This window comes from Siminovitchia fortis (genome assembly GCF_007681465.1).
In the GTDB taxonomy this organism is placed as follows: domain Bacteria; phylum Bacillota; class Bacilli; order Bacillales; family Bacillaceae_C; genus Siminovitchia; species Siminovitchia fortis.
On the sequence record NZ_VEKZ01000022.1, the window covers coordinates 35,704 to 52,164 of the forward strand.

The 16,461-nt window shown below is 41.9% G+C and carries 15 protein-coding genes and 1 pseudogene; 11 read left to right on the forward strand and 5 right to left on the reverse strand.

From position 1 onward, the window contains the following. Window positions 1-493 precede the first annotated feature (493 nt). The 9 genes from FS666_RS09395 (at window position 494) to rlmH (ending at window position 10,152) form a co-directional block, all read left to right on the forward strand. The gene (locus FS666_RS09395) at window positions 494-1,867 is read left to right on the forward strand and encodes a vWA domain-containing protein (protein ID WP_164876345.1); all 1,374 of its coding nucleotides are present in this window, start codon (window positions 494-496) and stop codon (window positions 1,865-1,867) included. Between the two features lie 349 nt (window positions 1,868-2,216). Continuing rightward, window positions 2,217-2,942 carry a response regulator YycF gene (gene yycF, locus FS666_RS09400; RefSeq protein WP_120073602.1) on the forward strand — a complete coding sequence of 242 codons (726 nt, stop codon included), beginning with the start codon at window positions 2,217-2,219 and terminating at the stop codon, window positions 2,940-2,942. A gap of 6 nt (window positions 2,943-2,948) precedes the next feature. Continuing rightward, on the forward strand, window positions 2,949-4,775 hold the full coding sequence (gene walK / locus FS666_RS09405; protein ID WP_144461573.1) for a cell wall metabolism sensor histidine kinase WalK: 1,827 nt from the start codon (window positions 2,949-2,951) through the stop codon (window positions 4,773-4,775). Continuing rightward, window positions 4,772-6,097, forward strand: a complete 1,326-nt coding sequence (locus tag FS666_RS09410; protein ID WP_186306556.1) for a YycH family regulatory protein — start codon at window positions 4,772-4,774, stop codon at window positions 6,095-6,097. Before walK ends, FS666_RS09410 begins: the two co-directional genes overlap by 4 nt. After that, entirely contained in the window at window positions 6,084-6,899 is an 816-nt protein-coding gene (locus FS666_RS09415; RefSeq protein WP_186306557.1) for a two-component system regulatory protein YycI, read from the forward strand. Before FS666_RS09410 ends, FS666_RS09415 begins: the two co-directional genes overlap by 14 nt. Continuing rightward, window positions 6,900-7,694 carry an MBL fold metallo-hydrolase gene (locus tag FS666_RS09420; protein ID WP_144461566.1) on the forward strand — a complete coding sequence of 265 codons (795 nt, stop codon included), beginning with the start codon at window positions 6,900-6,902 and terminating at the stop codon, window positions 7,692-7,694. Between the two features lie 194 nt (window positions 7,695-7,888). Then, window positions 7,889-9,100 (forward strand): S1C family serine protease, encoded by a 1,212-nt coding sequence (locus FS666_RS09425; RefSeq protein WP_144461564.1) that lies wholly within the window; start codon window positions 7,889-7,891, stop codon window positions 9,098-9,100. A gap of 299 nt (window positions 9,101-9,399) precedes the next feature. Then, entirely contained in the window at window positions 9,400-9,558 is a 159-nt protein-coding gene (locus FS666_RS09430) for a CxxH/CxxC protein (protein WP_144461561.1), read from the forward strand. Window positions 9,559-9,672: 114 nt separating this feature from the next. Further along, a complete protein-coding gene (rlmH, locus tag FS666_RS09435) occupies window positions 9,673-10,152 on the forward strand; it encodes a 23S rRNA (pseudouridine(1915)-N(3))-methyltransferase RlmH (RefSeq protein WP_144461558.1) in 480 nt (159 codons plus the stop codon). Between the two features lie 603 nt (window positions 10,153-10,755). Here rlmH and FS666_RS20265 read toward each other — a convergent pair. From FS666_RS20265 to FS666_RS09455, 5 genes and pseudogenes are all read right to left on the reverse strand, one after another. Continuing rightward, window positions 10,756-11,877 (reverse strand): annotated as a pseudogene (locus FS666_RS20265) (recombinase family protein); the annotation flags it as partial. Then, on the reverse strand, window positions 11,877-13,358 hold the full coding sequence (locus FS666_RS09445; RefSeq protein WP_244943885.1) for a recombinase family protein: 1,482 nt from the start codon (window positions 13,356-13,358) through the stop codon (window positions 11,877-11,879). The gene FS666_RS09445 and the pseudogene FS666_RS20265, both read right to left, overlap by 1 nt. 19 nt (window positions 13,359-13,377) lie before the next feature. Continuing rightward, complete coding sequence (locus FS666_RS19780; RefSeq protein ID WP_186306558.1) at window positions 13,378-13,533, reverse strand: hypothetical protein; 156 nt, start codon at window positions 13,531-13,533, stop codon at window positions 13,378-13,380. A 554-nt stretch (window positions 13,534-14,087) separates the two neighbouring features. Beyond that, on the reverse strand, window positions 14,088-14,828 hold the full coding sequence (locus tag FS666_RS09450) for a hypothetical protein (RefSeq protein WP_144461554.1): 741 nt from the start codon (window positions 14,826-14,828) through the stop codon (window positions 14,088-14,090). Further along, on the reverse strand, window positions 14,812-15,057 hold the full coding sequence (locus tag FS666_RS09455) for a helix-turn-helix domain-containing protein (protein WP_306463601.1): 246 nt from the start codon (window positions 15,055-15,057) through the stop codon (window positions 14,812-14,814). Before FS666_RS09455 ends, FS666_RS09450 begins: the two co-directional genes overlap by 17 nt. Window positions 15,058-15,475: 418 nt before the next feature. Between FS666_RS09455 and FS666_RS20645 the strand changes: the two genes are divergently transcribed. Beyond that, window positions 15,476-15,985 carry a DUF6431 domain-containing protein gene (locus FS666_RS20645; RefSeq protein WP_390615260.1) on the forward strand — a complete coding sequence of 170 codons (510 nt, stop codon included), beginning with the start codon at window positions 15,476-15,478 and terminating at the stop codon, window positions 15,983-15,985. A gap of 86 nt (window positions 15,986-16,071) precedes the next feature. Continuing rightward, window positions 16,072-16,461: helix-turn-helix domain-containing protein (locus tag FS666_RS09460; protein ID WP_144461551.1), on the forward strand; the 390-nt coding region annotated here is incomplete at its 3' end.

Here is a 16,461-nt window from a genome sequence, read left to right on the forward strand (position 1 = left end):
GAGCTGGACAATAGAAAAGCGGAGGCGCCTTGTTCAGCCCCGACAAGCATAAGACGATTCCCGAGGAGGCAGCTTTTCAGCCGCCACAGGGAATCGTCTTATGACCTCGAGGGGCTAGGCGCCGGAGCTGGACAATAGAAAAGCGGAGGCACTCGTAGAAAAAAATTAGTATGGCATAGGTTTTTTTAGACCTATGTCTTTTTTTTGGCGGACGCTGTTCAAATAAGTGTTTTGTGCAATTAAAGGCCCAGTTCGTGCAATTATCGCCCAAACCCGTGCAATTAACGACAGAACCCACAAACAATAGGGACAAATCCCAATGATTCCATCCGCCACCCCATAACACCTATTAAGTCCCATAAACATTGACTTTTATCCTAGCCCGCACAAGTTTATTTATGGTAAAAAAGGATGATTCCTTTCAGTTTCGCTATTTCTTTCGAAAATTCAAAGTTAGAATATGCTTAAGACTCCAATGGAAAGGAAGAAGACGGTGAAAAGATTACTCTTTGTGATTTTGGCTGCGGGGGTTATTGTCGGCGGCTGCGGCAAGGCGGAGAAGACGAAAAAGGAGCCGGAACCTGATCAATCTGTTGAAGGCAAGACTGCCAAAGAAGCTGAAGAAAAAGACGCCTGGTGGGAAAAAGAACCGGAAGTTTATGAACCGGCGGATTTGCCAAGAGAGATGACAGAAGACGAGAAGGACCTCATGAGGAAACCGGGTGAGTTCAGCGGTGACCAATATGACGAACAGGCAGCCATTGAAAAGCTCAAGGAGCTTCCGGATAATTTAACGGATGACCAATACGCGGAAGCGATTGTAAAGTTGGTTGCTGAAGATTATCACGAAGAAGTTCAGGAATTGATCAAATTTGATCCAACGATTGAATCTACAGGCAGCCGCCCCGATGAAGAAATCGACGAACCAGTCGTGAACGGTGTCCATTACGCCATTTTATTGGATGCGAGCGGCAGCATGAACGCTCAAAATAAAGGCGGAACAAGAATGGAAGAGGCCAAAAGCGCCATTATGAGTTTCATAGATGTCCTGCCGAAGGAAAGCACGGTGTCGCTTCGTGTGTACGGCCATGAAGGAACCGGGAGTGATGCGGATAAAGAACGTTCCTGTGCTTCAACCGAAATGCTTTATAATGGAGCAAACGATGCAGGCAAGGTGAAGTCCGCGCTGGATCGAGTGAATCCGGCAGGCTGGACACCGATTGGAAAAGCGATTGCCGAGACCAAAAAGGATATTCCGGAAGATGCCGGTTCCGCCATTGTGTATGTGGTAAGTGACGGCATTGAAACATGCGGGGGAGATCCGGTAAAAGAAGCCAAACAACTGGCAGCGGAAGGAATTGAACCGATCATCAACATTATCGGCTTTCAGGTGGACAACGAAGCCCAGCAGCTTTTAAAAGAAGTGGCCAAAGCCGGAAACGGCGAGTTCACGCTTGCCAATTCAAAACAGGACGTGGAGAAATATTGGCAGGAAGAGTACCAGCGCCTGATGGACGCATGGGAAAAGTGGCAACTAGAAAGTCTTAAAGAAGTGGATGCTAAGCAGCAGGATCTTTTGAAGAAAGCAGAAGGCTTGGGCCAGTCCGTCATGAAAAAATCTGAAAAGGAATTCAAACATGCTGAAGCCCTCCATGCCGCCCTTTCAAAAGAAGGGATCCAGGAGGAATACGATATTACTAGAAAAGTTTGGAACTTACTTTATGACCGCCAGAAAAAAATTTGGAGATACGGATATGAGACCGGAAATGATGTGTGGAGAGAGGCTTACGAAGGCGGCAATAAAGTATGGCGGGAAATTTATCATGAAGGCAATCATAAATGGCAGGAATATTATCATAAACAATAAAGCCCTGCATAGAATGTTTTTAAATAGACAAGACAACCGTTCAATTTGTAAACATTGTGTGACAATATGAAAAAACAGGTTTAATTTCACAAAAAATGTGTCGAAGCCTGTTGCACACTCAAAAACCCTGTGATAATATATGATTTATTACATTAACCATCAAAAAGCATTGCGACGACATCGCCTCTCGCAGTGCTTTTTTTACTATAAAAATAACATTATTTTTTAGGAAAAGATTGGTCTTTGCAGGCTTAAACCTCGTTTGGACCGGTCTCTTTTTTTATGATAAAATAGTGAGATTAAGAGAGAGAAATAAACTTCGTTTGACATATATGATCATTACATGGAGATGGGAGGAGATGGGGCTGTGGAAAAGAAGATTTTAGTGGTTGACGACGAGAAGCCGATTGCAGACATCCTGCAGTTCAACTTAAAGAAAGAGGGATTTACGGTACAATGTGCCTATGATGGCGAAGAGGCGCTTGAACTCGTTGAAGAAATGCAGCCTGATATGGTTTTGCTTGATATCATGCTTCCAAACCGTGACGGGATGGAAGTTTGCAGGGAAATCCGCAAGAAATATGAAATGCCGATCATTATGCTGACTGCCAAAGATTCCGAGATCGACAAAGTCCTTGGACTTGAGCTTGGCGCGGACGATTATGTGACAAAGCCTTTCAGCACAAGGGAATTGATTGCGAGGGTGAAGGCGAATCTGCGCCGCCATGCACAAATTGCCGATCAGCTGACGGAAGAAGAGAACGATGAAATCACCATCGGTTCGCTGACTATTCATCCAAATGCCTATGTTGTGTCCAAGAATGGAGAAACCATCGAATTGACACACCGGGAATTTGAGCTTCTCCATTATCTGGCAAAACATAGCGGGCAAGTAATGACCCGTGAACATTTGCTGCAAACGGTATGGGGCTACGATTACTTTGGGGATGTCAGGACAGTGGATGTTACGGTAAGGCGCCTCAGGGAAAAAATAGAAGATAATCCAAGCCATCCTACATGGATTGTTACAAGAAGAGGAGTAGGCTACTATTTACGCGTACCTGAACAGGAGTAGTCCCATATGGAAAAAGTAGGTTTTTTTCGATCGATACATGTAAAGTTTGTAACAATCTATTTATTGCTTATTCTGATCGCCATGCAAATCATCGGCGTTTACTTTATAAATAAACTTGAAGACCAACTGATCCGGAACTTCCAGCAATCTATCGAAGGAAGGCTGTCTTTGCTGGAATACAGCCTTGTCGAGGAAATGATGAAGGACCGGACGGACGAAAGCGTTCCGCCGCTTGAAGAGGAAGTCGGCAAACTTCTTGCGGACTTTTCAGCCCAGGATATTTCAGAAGTCCGTGTCATTAATAACAGAAGCTTGATCATCGGAACCTCCGAACGGAACAATCAGAGCATTGTCGGCCAGAAAACAACCGATGTCATGGTAAAAAGGATTTTGGCCGGCGGAAAAAAAGAAGATAAAATTTTTATAGATACACAGTCCAAGAACCGTGTCTGGATTTTGGCGACGCCTATTAAAATCGGCGGGGAAGTGGCTGGGGCCATCTACCTTGTCGCCAAAATAGAAACAGTTTTTGACCAGCTGGAAGAGATCAACCAGATTTTCATATCTGCCACGTTGGTCGCTATGGCGATCACCGCAGTACTCGGCATCCTTGTGGCCAGGACGATTACAAGGCCGATCTCTGATATGAAGCGGCAGGCAGTGGCCATGGCAAAAGGAAACTTTTCACGGAAAGTCCGTGTCTATGGAGATGATGAAATCGGCCAGCTCGCCCTTTCATTCAACTACTTGACCCGGAAACTGCAGGAAGCACAGGCCATGACTGAAGGGGAACGCCGGAAACTTTCATCGGTCCTTTCCAATATGACAGACGGCGTCATTGCGACAGACCGGAAGGGGCGGGTCATTTTAATCAACGAGCAGGCTTCCCAGATGCTGAATGTTTCACGTGAAACAATGATTTCACAGCCGGTGACAGAGCTGCTTCTCTTTGATGACCAATACAGCTTTGAAGACCTTCTCGATCAGCAGGAACCGATTATCCTTGACTACGGCACGGATGATTCTCCGTTTATTTTACGTGCCAATTTTTCCGTCATCCAAAGGGACACAGGTTTCGTAAACGGGCTGATTGTCGTTTTGCATGATGTTACGGAAGAGGAAAAAATTGAAGCGGAGCGCAGGGAGTTTGTGGCGAATGTTTCGCATGAATTGAGAACACCGCTGACTACGATGCGCAGCTATCTTGAGGCGCTTGCTGATGGAGCAATCCATGATAAAGAGCTGGCACCGCGTTTCTTAGATGTAACACAAAATGAAACGGAGCGGATGATCCGCCTTGTGAATGATCTTTTGAAATTGTCAAAAATGGACAGCAAAGACTATGAAATCAACAGGACGTGGGTTGATTTTGTATCATTTTTCAATCATATCATTGACCGATTTGAAATGACGAAAGAGCGGCACATCACCTTCAAACGGGAGCTGCCTGACAAGGCTGTATTCATCAAGGTTGATGAGGATAAGCTGACGCAAGTAATAGACAATATCATTTCAAATGCGCTCAAATATTCTCCGGAAGGCGGCCGGGTGACATTCAGGCTGAAAATGCTCGATGACCAGATTGAAATCAGCATCAGTGACCAAGGCCTTGGTATCCCGAAAGAAAACCTGGAAAAAGTATTTGAACGTTTCTACAGGGTGGACAAGGCCCGGACGAGACGCCTCGGAGGAACAGGGCTCGGACTTGCGATTGCAAAAGAAATGATCGGTGCCCATGGCGGAGATATTTGGGCGAGGAGCGTGGAAGGCAAAGGGACGACAATACTCTTTACGCTCCCTTACGATCCGGAACAAGAGGATGATTGGTCGTGAGATATGAAACAATTAAATCAGTGCTGCTTGTTTTTCTTGTCATCACCAGCGGTGTTTTAACATGGAATCTATGGACTTTTCATCCAAAATATGAATTTAACGATGAAAAACATGTCCATGAAGTCTCCATATCTGATCCGAAAGATATTGCGGATGTCATCAGGCCGGTCAAGCTCCTGCTTCATACGGACAGCGGCCACTTTGGCATTGTGGATGAAAAGAAAGTCGGAGAGACGCTGCAGGAACTGAGCAGCTGGAATTTTTACGATCTCGGCAATGAAAGAGTTTATTCGCAGGATCAAATCATGGCTCTATCCCAAAGGGAAAAGTCGCTGGAACTCATTTTTCCTGATCTCGTCCCTTTCGATCTGTATAAAGGTATTCTCAAATTTGAGTCAGAACGCCTGCCGGCTGGATCATTTGACCGCTTGGTCATTTATTGGGAGGACGAGTCCAAAGAAGACGGGACTGCCTATTTCATCGCAAGCAAAGAAGGAAAAGTCTATGAAAGCCACGTCAATCATGACTATATACAAGCCCTTTTCACGCGCTTGAAAAACCAGGAAAGCCAGTTTCCTGAATTCGAACGGTATGAGCTGCCGGATGGCAGAGTAAAGTATCTTCCGGCGAAAGAGACGGTCATGTACAGATATAATTATTACGCGGATTATATTGATCCGAATAAGTTTACTAGGGCATTGTTCAAGGATCCCTCCTTGGTAAGAAAAACGAGCGAGGATTCCGCTACTGAAAAATTCAGAGATAGTACAAGCGAGATGAATGTGGATAAATCGACCAGCACAATCTTTTATGTCAATCCGAGCCAGGCAATCGACCCGGCGGCCGGCCAGGCTGATATGGATCTCCTTAAGAGAAGCATCGATTTTATTAACGAGCATAAAGGGTGGACAGATAACTACAAATATTTCAGCGTGGACCCATCCACTCAGAAGGTGACTTTCCAGTTGTTTCTGAAAGGATACCCGGTTTTTAATGTTGAAGGCATGTCTGAAATCAAATTGTACTGGGGCAAGGAAGAGGTTTACCAATACCGCAGGCCATATTTCAGCCTCGATATTCCGCTGCCTCACCCTGAAAAGGTCAATATGTCCTCAGGGGAAGAAGTGATGGATACATTGCTGGCGGATCCGAGTATCGATATCAATAAGCTCCAGGAGCTGATTCTTGGCTACAGAATATACAAAAACCCGGAAAATTCGAAAGTGATTATCCTGGACCCTTCCTGGTATTATTTATATGATGGCACCTGGGAAAGATTTGAAGCGAAGGATGTTAGGGGGAATTTACGTGGATTGGGGTAGGCTGAAGTCCATTTTCATTATCGCATTCTTGATCCTCGACATTTTCCTCCTGACTCAATTGATGAATAAGCAAAAAGATAACAAGCTCGAAGAGAAGGCCGATGTCTCTTTGGAGGAAAACCTGAACAACGCCGGCATTGATTACAGCGGCATTCCGAAAGATCCGATAAAGGACCAATATATGAGTGCCAATACGAAAGTTTTCAGTGATAAAGAGGTCGAGAAACTGAAAAAAGACCAGTCAGTGACCGTCGTGGACGGGTCCATCATATATTCTGAACTGGCGCATCCCGTCAAATTGCCGGACAAGCTCAATATTCAAGAGTTGGAGCAGTATGTAAAAAATAATGTTCTATATGGAGACCAATACGGTTTCGGAAACTATGACGAGGAAGCGGGAACCATTACCTTTTACCAAAAACATCAAGACAAATTCCTATTTAAAAATAGAAGCGCACACCTCATCTTTTATGTGAAGGAAGATAAAGAAATCTATTCATATGAACAGACGATGCTTGAAAAGATCGAGCCGATCAGCGAAATGGAAGAAGTATTGCCGGCCATCCGGGCGGTGGAAGTCATTTTCCGGAATAGGCTTCTGAAGCCGGACAGCAAGATCGACAAAGCTGAACTGGGATATTATACGGTTGTCAATATGGAGGCTTCCCAGGTACTGACACCAACCTGGCACGTGGTGGTTGAACATGATGGCGAGAAAGAATCGGTGCTTGTTAATGCATTTGAAGGACAGGTTATCCAGGAAAACACGGGAAACCAGAAAACGGTATTAGAGGTGAACTGAATGTCGATGCAATTCAGCGTACTAGCAAGCGGAAGCTCGGGAAACGCTTTTTATATAGAGACAAAGGACCATTCCTTTCTGGTGGATGCCGGGTTGAGCTGCAAAAAAATCGGGGAGCTGATGAAACAGATTGACCGCGACCCTGCCAATCTGGACGGGATTTTCATCACCCATGAACACAGCGATCATATCAAGGGCCTCGGTGTCATGGCAAGAAAATACAAGCTGCCTATTTATGCCAATGAACGGACGTGGAAAGCAATGGACGGCCTTGTCGGGGAAATTGCAGTGGATCAAAAATTCACGTTTGGCATGGAGACGGTAAAATCCTTTGGCTGTCTCGATATTGAATCGTTCGGCGTGTCGCATGATGCGGCCGAACCGATGTTTTACATTTTCAGATCCGGAGAAAAGAAGCTTGTCCTGATCACGGACACGGGATATGTCAGCGACCGGATGAAAGGTCTGATTGCAGGCGCCGATGTTTATATTTTTGAAAGCAATCATGATACGGAGATGCTGAGGATGGGAAGGTACCCCTGGAATGTCAAAAGGAGAATTTTGAGCGATGTCGGCCATGTTTCCAATGAAGATGCGGCGCTTGCTATGAGCGAGGTCGTCGGTGACCGGACAAAGCGGATTTATCTGGCCCACTTAAGCAGGGATAACAATATGAAAGATCTGGCAAGAATGAGCGTGACGCAGACGCTCGCCGCAAGAGGAATAGAAATTGGCGCCCAGTTCGATCTTTTTGATACAGATCCATACATACCGACGGAGCTGTCCGCTGTATAAAATGGTTTAATTTTTCGCCAATAAGGATAAAGAAATGAAGATAAACGGTTAAACGTCCGCTTGTTTTCATTTCTTTTTTTACATTTTCTTGAACAGGAAGGCTTTTTTATGTGCTTTCCGGGCAGACGGATTATAATTATTCATATAGAAGGGAAACTTATCTTCATGGATGCTAATGAAAGGAATGGTGAGCAGTGGGATTATACGATGATCACAGTCCGAACCGTTTCAAAAACCGAGGCGGAAGGGGAGGCTTTTTTACGGGATTGATCGGCGGGCTGATCGGGGCATTGATTATTGCCATACTAGCTCCATCAGTTTTTGGGGGAAACAACAACGAAAATCCGAACAGTCCGGCAATCGAGCAAAATGAAGGAAAGACAACGAAAGAACAGGTTTCACTGGATGTGACGACAGATGTCACGAAAGCTGTAGAGAAGGCCGGAAAAGGCGTTGTGGGCATAACGAATATCCAAACAGCCAATTTTTGGGCGACAGGCGAGGAAAGCCAGCAGGCGGTAGGAGTCGGTTCCGGCGTTATTTATAAAAAGCAAGGGGATAAGGCTTATATCGTAACAAACCACCATGTGGTGGAAGATGCCACGCAGTTGGAAGTGACGCTGTCCGATGGAAAAAAAGTTCCGGGTAATCTGCAGGGAAGTGATGTATGGACAGACCTGGCTGTCGTTGAGATCAGCTCCAAAGATATTGGAGAAGGTTTTGTGAATGAGTTTGGAGACTCTGATGCATTACATATCGGAGAGCCTGTCCTGGCAATCGGAAATCCTCTTGGCCTGGAATTTGCTGGCTCTGTGACTCAGGGGATCGTTTCCGGTGTGAATCGAACTGTTCCTGTCGATATCAATAAAGACGGCATTCCCGATTGGAATGCGGAAGTCATTCAAACCGATGCGGCCATCAACCCTGGAAACAGCGGCGGGGCGTTGGTCAATATTGCCGGCCAGGTTGTCGGCATCAACTCAATGAAAATTGCCCAAAGCGCCGTTGAAGGCATCGGTTTTTCCATACCAATCAATTATGTCATACCGATCATCGAAGACTTGGAAAAATTCGGCGAAGTGAAACGTCCGGCGATGGGTGTCACGCTGCGGGATGTCGCTGAAATCTCGGCCTACCACCAAGAACAGACCTTAAAGCTTCCAAAAGACGTAACATATGGGATCATGATTGAGAAGGTGATGCCAAATTCACCGGCAGCGAAAGCCGGATTGAAAGAGCTTGATGTCATCGTTGCGCTGGACGGGGAAAAAGTTGAAGATGTCGTAAGTCTTCGCAAATACTTGTACAGCAAGAAGAAGGTCGGCGACACCATGAAAGTCACATACTACAGGGGCGGCAAAAAACAAGATGCAGACGTCAAACTGACGGACGATACAAGATTATAGTAGGGAGCGGGAAGGCTTGGGAGGCTTTCCCGCTTTTCTATTTAATGTGGTAAAATAGATGTGGATAAGTTGTGTGCCTGCTGGCATTCTTTCAAAATATTGGCGGGAATCGTGCAATTAAAGGCTGAACTCATGCAATTGATGGTAAGGCCCGTGCAATGAAAGGCCGAACTCATGCAATTGATGGTAAAGGTTCGTGCAATGAAAGGCGGAATTCATGCAATTAATGGTAAGGCCCGTGCAATGAAAGCCGAGAACCGTGAAATAAAAATCAGGAACTTGTGAAAAGGAGACAAAGTATGATCTATTGCTGCAAAGAGCACGTCGAATTGGCGTTGGATATCGTGGTGGACGAACACGAAACAGCACCTGTGTTGGAGAAACTGGAAACAGAGAGCGAGTTACCCACACCCTGTAAATTTTGCAAAAATGCGGCAGAATATATTGTGGGGAACTAATATTCCCACACAAAATGTGGATGAATAATGTGGATATGTGGATAAGTACTGTGGATAAAATGTTTGTTATGTGTTTGCAACCTGTGTGTAATCTAAAGGAAGGAATCGGACATCATGAATATCACCATCATATCAGTCGGAAAAATAAAAGAAAAACATATGAAACAGGGCATTGATGAGTACCTCAAACGCCTCTCCGCCTACACAAAAATCAACATTCTTGAACTCCCCGACGAAAAAGCCCCAGAAAACCTAAGCCAAACCCAAATGAAGCAAATCAAGCAAAAAGAGGGAGGCCGCATCCTCGATAAGATCCATCCCGATGCCTACGTCATCGCTTTGGCCATTGAAGGAAAGCAGGCAAGCAGCGAACAATTCGCCGAACACCTGGGCCGCCTGTCTGCATCCGGGAAAAACAGCGTTGTCTTTGTTATCGGCGGATCCCTAGGATTGAGCGAAGAAGTCATGAGACGGGCGGATGAAGCTTTGTCTTTTTCGAAGATGACATTTCCGCACCAGTTGATGAGATTGATCCTGGTGGAGCAGGTGTATCGGGCGTTTAGGATATTGAGGGGGGAACCGTACCATAAATAGAGGCAAAAACTGTTGTAAATAAGGTGGTATTTTGTTGTCGGAAGCGGGTAAGGGTTGTGAAAATGCAACGTCTTTATCCGTTTCACGATGTAGCAAATGAATAAGTGTAAAAGTCTTTGATATATTGACCTCTGTAAAATCGAAGTCAAGTTCAACCTGATGAATAGATCTTGAGCGATTCTCCAATTGTCGTATTGTAATTCTACCTATAAGTTGCTGGAGCAACTGCTTTTTTACTTCTCTTGAGGAGAGTTGGTAGACTTCTACAAACCTTTTTAATAGAAAACGAACCAATTCATGTGGAATGACTCTTGTATCTGATGAACTTAGCTGTATACTGAGTTCATTTTGCATCTGTTCCAATTTCGTTTTTTCCCTAGCAACCTGTTGTAGTCGTTCTTGTAAGATTGCGACAGGGAAAAGGTTTTGTTCAAATGCTTCCAAATATTTTTCTTGAAGCTGTTCTATCTCTAACAACCTTTTTTCTATACGCTCTAAATCCCTTTTTAGTTCGGAGGTGGCATGAAAAGATTGATTATTTAAAGATTGAATGGTTGAGATAAAGTATTCCCCGTTGGTAAGGAAATTTTCAATTCGCCCAATTACTTTGTTTTCAGCTTCATAGGCTTTGATTCCATTAGATTTACAGGCAGATGAGCCTTTATTATGAAAATCGGAACAGACATAGTAACGATGCTTTCGTTTTGTTCCATCTTTGCGTGTATAAGAAGTAATGGAAGGAACCATACCCTGTCCGCAATCAGGACAACGTAGAAGACTGCTTAATAAAAATGGTTCATTTGATTGCCGTTGTTTAAATGACTTGCTCATTCGTCTCGTTTGTACGAGATGCCAAAGATCATTAGCAATAATAGCTTCGTGCTTGCCATCTACAAGAATGGGATTAGGATTTTTCCCTTTTCGACGCTTTGTATCCCAGTTCTCGACTTTGAGCCAACTAATTTTTCCTTTGTAGATTGGATTATCTAAAATTTGAGCGACACCATTAATGGAAAAGTATTTGTTTCTTTTTGTGCGGTAACCACGCTTGTTTAAGTGGTTAGCAATTGCTTTTAGCCCTTTCCCTGATAAGTACAATTCGTAGATAAGTCGTACCACTTTTGCTTCATCTTCATTTATAACAAGTTCCTTTTCAACAGAATTGTAGCCAAAGACAATCCCGCCGTTCCAAGAGCCTTCTGTAGCCCTCTGTTTCATACCCAGCTTTACGTTTTCTGATAAGGTATTTCGTTCCATTTCTGCAATTGAGGCCATTAATTGAACGACAAGACGTCCTATGGGGCTTCCCGTGTCAAAGTTCTCAGAGTAGGAGATAAACTTTACATTGTTTTCTTCAAATTTATCCAACATGACGAGAGTATCCAACATATTTCGTGATAATCTTGAAATTTTCCAAACAAGCACTGCTTCGAACTCATCATTCTCAACATCGGCCATTAATTGTTGTATTGCAGGACGACTAGAAATATTTTTGCCACTAATTCCTTCATCAACATACTCATTTGAGATGTGCCAATTATAAAGTTTTGCGTAATGACGTAAGGTTTGTAATTGAGCTTGAATACTATATCCCTCGTTAGCTTGTTCCTCTGTACTCACCCTGCAATAGAGTGCAACTTTTCTGATCTCCTCCATTGAATCTCCTCCTTTTGAAAATAATATCACATGAAAAAAAATAAAGGAAAGGATGTTCTCCTTTCCCATCAGGCACACTGATTCGGTTCTGCTAAATAATCTAAATCAAATTTGAACTTAATTTCTTTGATAGTCCTTTCTTTTGTTGTGTTGCCATGATTCACATAGATACTATCAATAAAAGAATGTAAAACCTTTTTCTTATCTTCATTAGACAAAATATCAAAAAACATTTCTAGCTTTTTAAAAACAATTTCGATACTCTCTTCTAAGTTGGATTTTTGTCGCTGCTTCAGTTGTTTTTCCAATGTTCCAATAAATTTGTTTAAGTCACTTTCTTCCTCTTGAATATTCTTCATTTGTTGTCTAAAAGTTGCTTCGTCAAAAATATTGTCACTTCTCCATGTTATAATATCGTCCTTTCTCTTAGAGAGACGTTGAATCTCCTTTTCCATCATTTTTATTTTATCTTCAATGGGTTCTACTTCACTATTTATAGTCGACAATGTAGCATTTACAATAAGAGGTGTAAGGTTTAATGATTTTATTATATGGAAAAGTTGATTAAATACAAACTCTTCTGCGTATTCTTTAATGACGAGGTTGGATGAGCAGGCATGTTTACCACTACTCTTGTTTTTGTTGCATTGATAGTATTTATATTTTTTGCTGCTGTTTCCTTGGACCATCGAAGAACCACATTCTGGACACTTGATAAGACCCGACAAAGGGAATGTTCCAGGGTGGAGTTTTTTAGGCATATCACTTTTGATTTTGAGTACTTTTTGAGTTTTGTTCCAGAGAATATCATCAATTATTCTCGTGTGCTTTCCCTTTCGATAATTATCTCTCCATTTAACCTCACCAATATAAATCCTGTTATTCAAGATTGTTTTTACAGCTGCGATAGACCAATGTTTTCCATTTTTTGTTCTTATGCCTTGTTCATTGAGATTAGAAGCAATTTTGCGGTATCCCCATAGATCAATAGCATATTTTTCAAAAATATACTTTACTATCTTTGCTTCAACGGGATCCACTTTAAGTTCCTTGTTTTCAGTATAGTACCCATATACTTTGCCACCATTGAAATTTCCATTCTCATAATTCTTTTCCATTCCCGTAAAAGTACGAAATTTGATCATATCCCTTTCAAGCTCAGCAACTAGAGACATGAATTGATATAATAGCTTTGCTTTTGGGTCTCGTGTATCAATATTGTCAGCGATACAGATTAAGTGTTTATTTGATTCTGTTAGTCTTCTGTAAATGTATAAAGCATCTAGATTGTCTCTAGAAATACGATCAGACTTAAACACTATTACATAATCGATATTTTCCTCCTTATCCAATACTTGTTGGTACATCTGTTTAAAAGACTTTCGATCTTTAAAATTTTCTGCAGAGTAAGCTCCTTCATCATAAATTTTAACTAGGGTTAATTGATGACTTTTACAGTACTTAATAATCTCCTCTTTTTGCTTATCAATGGATGTGTTATCTAATTGTTTATCTGTACTTACACGTACGTATCCAACGGCTTTTGGCATATATAAGATCCTCCTGATATTAGTTAAATGCTTTTTGAATTTCAGTTTCATATTTTAGGAACAATTCAGCCATTAAGTTAATGAATGATTTTGCATTTACTTTTTCAAGTTCTTCTTCTGTTAACAACTGGAGTTCAAATTCCTCATTGTAATCAAATATTGCTGACTCCTTCATAGTGGATACTTCCTTTCATGATGAGGTTTGAGGTCTAGACCTATTAATATATATCAACAAATTTACTTATCTATATGATTTATAGTGATTTCAGCTGATTTCTAATATTAATTCTAGTTTTGATCCGAAGTCTTGTCACCGTGCGTCAGGCCTGGTGATATTAGGTCCCAGCTAATGTGCAGTGTTCTATTAAAGCTTCTTTTTACAATATATAAAAATGCTCCTAATTTCTGCATTAATCTTAGTAATTCTCGAGTTGTTAAAAAAACACCTATAAGTACAAAAATAATAAAAAAAATTTGTAGGGTAGTACCATCATTTAACCCCTTCGGGAACCTGGAGTTCCGTGCCCCACCCCATCCCATCCGATCAAAGGAAACCCCGTTTCCTTTACTATTCTATGCTTCCACCAGGTGAAGGAGGGCTTTTTATAATGTCGAGATTGACGAAGACATTTCTTAGGATTAGGGGTTGATAGAATTGCAGACTATTATAGAAAGCAAGGAGTAAATATATCACTCCTTGCTGTAAACCTATGGTAATCTTGCCTAGTCTCAGGGATAATACGGGGCCAATTCATCTTCAATGGGGCTAGTGTTATATCGGGAGTATTCATTCACAATTACCCAGCCCGCAGCTCCATCAAAGAACTCTTCCGATCTATGATAAGGATAAGAAAGTAAATTTTGCTCTTTTATTACCTTATCAGCATCTCCATTCCAATATACTATTGGTTGGCGGAGCCCACTTCTAAATAAAATTTTTGGATGTTTAGTGTATGCACTGCTAGTGATTGATTGCTTATAAGCAGAATCAAAGATATCCAAAACTCCCATATCATAAGCTACATCAATTAAGAGCTCATCCCCCCATATATTTGAAAAATAATCGTCTTGTTTTTCTTCGGGGATTTCCTCGTCTAAAGTGCGAGTTAATAAGTGAGTCTCAAGGTCCGTGACAAGATGTAAATATACAGTAGATCCAGAACTTTCCGAAGGAAGTTCTGCAACAGCTAAATGGTTTATCCGAGAAACTCCACTGGTTTTACTAAGCTGATTTATAAAAGAACTTAGCCTAGTTTGGGCATTCTTGTACTGGCTAATAGGCATACTCAATGTAAACATTGTAAGCAATTCATCCCTCACAAAGTTAGTTAGAATTAATTTTTTCAGATTAGTTAATGCGCCCAACGAAGGGCTCTTTTCAAAATTCATCGTGGCGGCTTTCCGACGGTGATGAAAATCATAAACGAAAACGCAAGCTCCGCAATCGACAAGTTTAGTTTGGTTTATCACGATTATTTCTCCCTTCAATCCAATTAATCAATCCACACTTGGATACTTTGATCCGTTTGCCAACTCTAATTACATGAAATTCTCCTGAATGAACCAATTCATATGCTTGCTTTCTGCCGATTCCTAGTAATGCTTGAATATCTGATACATCTAACACATCTGGATAATCGTCAAAATTCCTGTACATAATCCATAAGCTCCTTTGTATTTTTAATATAGTAATTTTCATATTTAAATTCCCCGGAGAAGGGGCTATTAAAAGTGTTACTATCCAATAGAGTTGGACAACACTCATAGAGGTTATTGTAGAATTCTTCTGAATCATTGATTTCTAAAACAATAGGTTGTTTAAGGCCTTGTGAGCTTAGATATCTCTTTCGACCATTTAATCTTTGATCGGTAATTCCTTTTTTCAGATAATCAGCAATCTTACTATTCTCTGTGACATCTGTGTAAAGAATCACTTTGTTCCGTCAAAAACAGGCCTTCTTTATTCAAATTCCTTCAGCGTGATTTCTGTACTTCCCTGAAATAATATGCTAAATTTTTTGCATATTACAAAGGGGAGTTTTTTTATGATCGTTATCCATGATTTTGGAATCGGACTTGAGGAATATGGATCAAGAGGAAAAGGGAATGAATTTCCCATGTTTGACCGATGTCCCGACTGTCATTGTATTGCCCAAGGGAATGTTCATCGAAATGGCTATTACTGGAGGTACGCAATTGATGAGGCGGATCAGGCAGTGCATATACCCATATGCCGGTTTAGGTGCCTGGCTTGCGGGGTGAATATCTCCATTTTGCCAGATTTTCTTATTCCCTATTACCAACATACATTACATACGATTGTTGAAAGGGTCCATCTGTTATTAAGGGGAAAGAAAGCCATTGGAAGCCGCCAACAGTTAGCCCAGCATACCAAGCGCTTCTATGAGATTCTTCATTGGACACATAGTTTCTTGATGGATCTAGGACATCCATTGGGGTTTACACAGGACCAAAAAAAAGAAGCCCTAAAATATATGAAAATGATCCAGGATATTGGCGTATCCACCTTCTTTCGAAGGAGCTGGGGTCATTTATCAACATATTTTATGGGCAAATTAATTCTACCATATTTATCGCGAGAAAAAAATAAAGTAAGTCCCACATAAATCTTGCCTATGAAACAATGGACGAAAAAAGTAGAATAAAAGCAATGGATAACCGGTTGTCCTTCTGATCAAAGGAGGATGTTTCGATGAATGAAAAAACAAGGGAAGACATTGCTTTATTTCGCTACGGGCTGATTGCCCCACTTTTGAACGGGCAGATGGAGCCAAAGGAATATTTCGAACAGCTGGAAGGGAAAGTCCATCAGATTCCATATTACGGGGAAAGAACAATCGCAGCCAAGACCATACAGGAATGGCTTCTTCATTACAGAAGGAACGGATTTGATGCCCTGAAGCCCAAAAGGCGTTCAGATCGAGGGGACTCCAGAAGACTGTCCCCGGATGACAAGGACCATATTCTGGAAATAAGAAAAGAATCCCTTCACATGCCGGTCAGCGTGTTCTATGAACAGCTGATCAAGCGGGGAGAGATTCAACAAAATCAAGTATCTTATTCCACTATAAACCGTTTATTG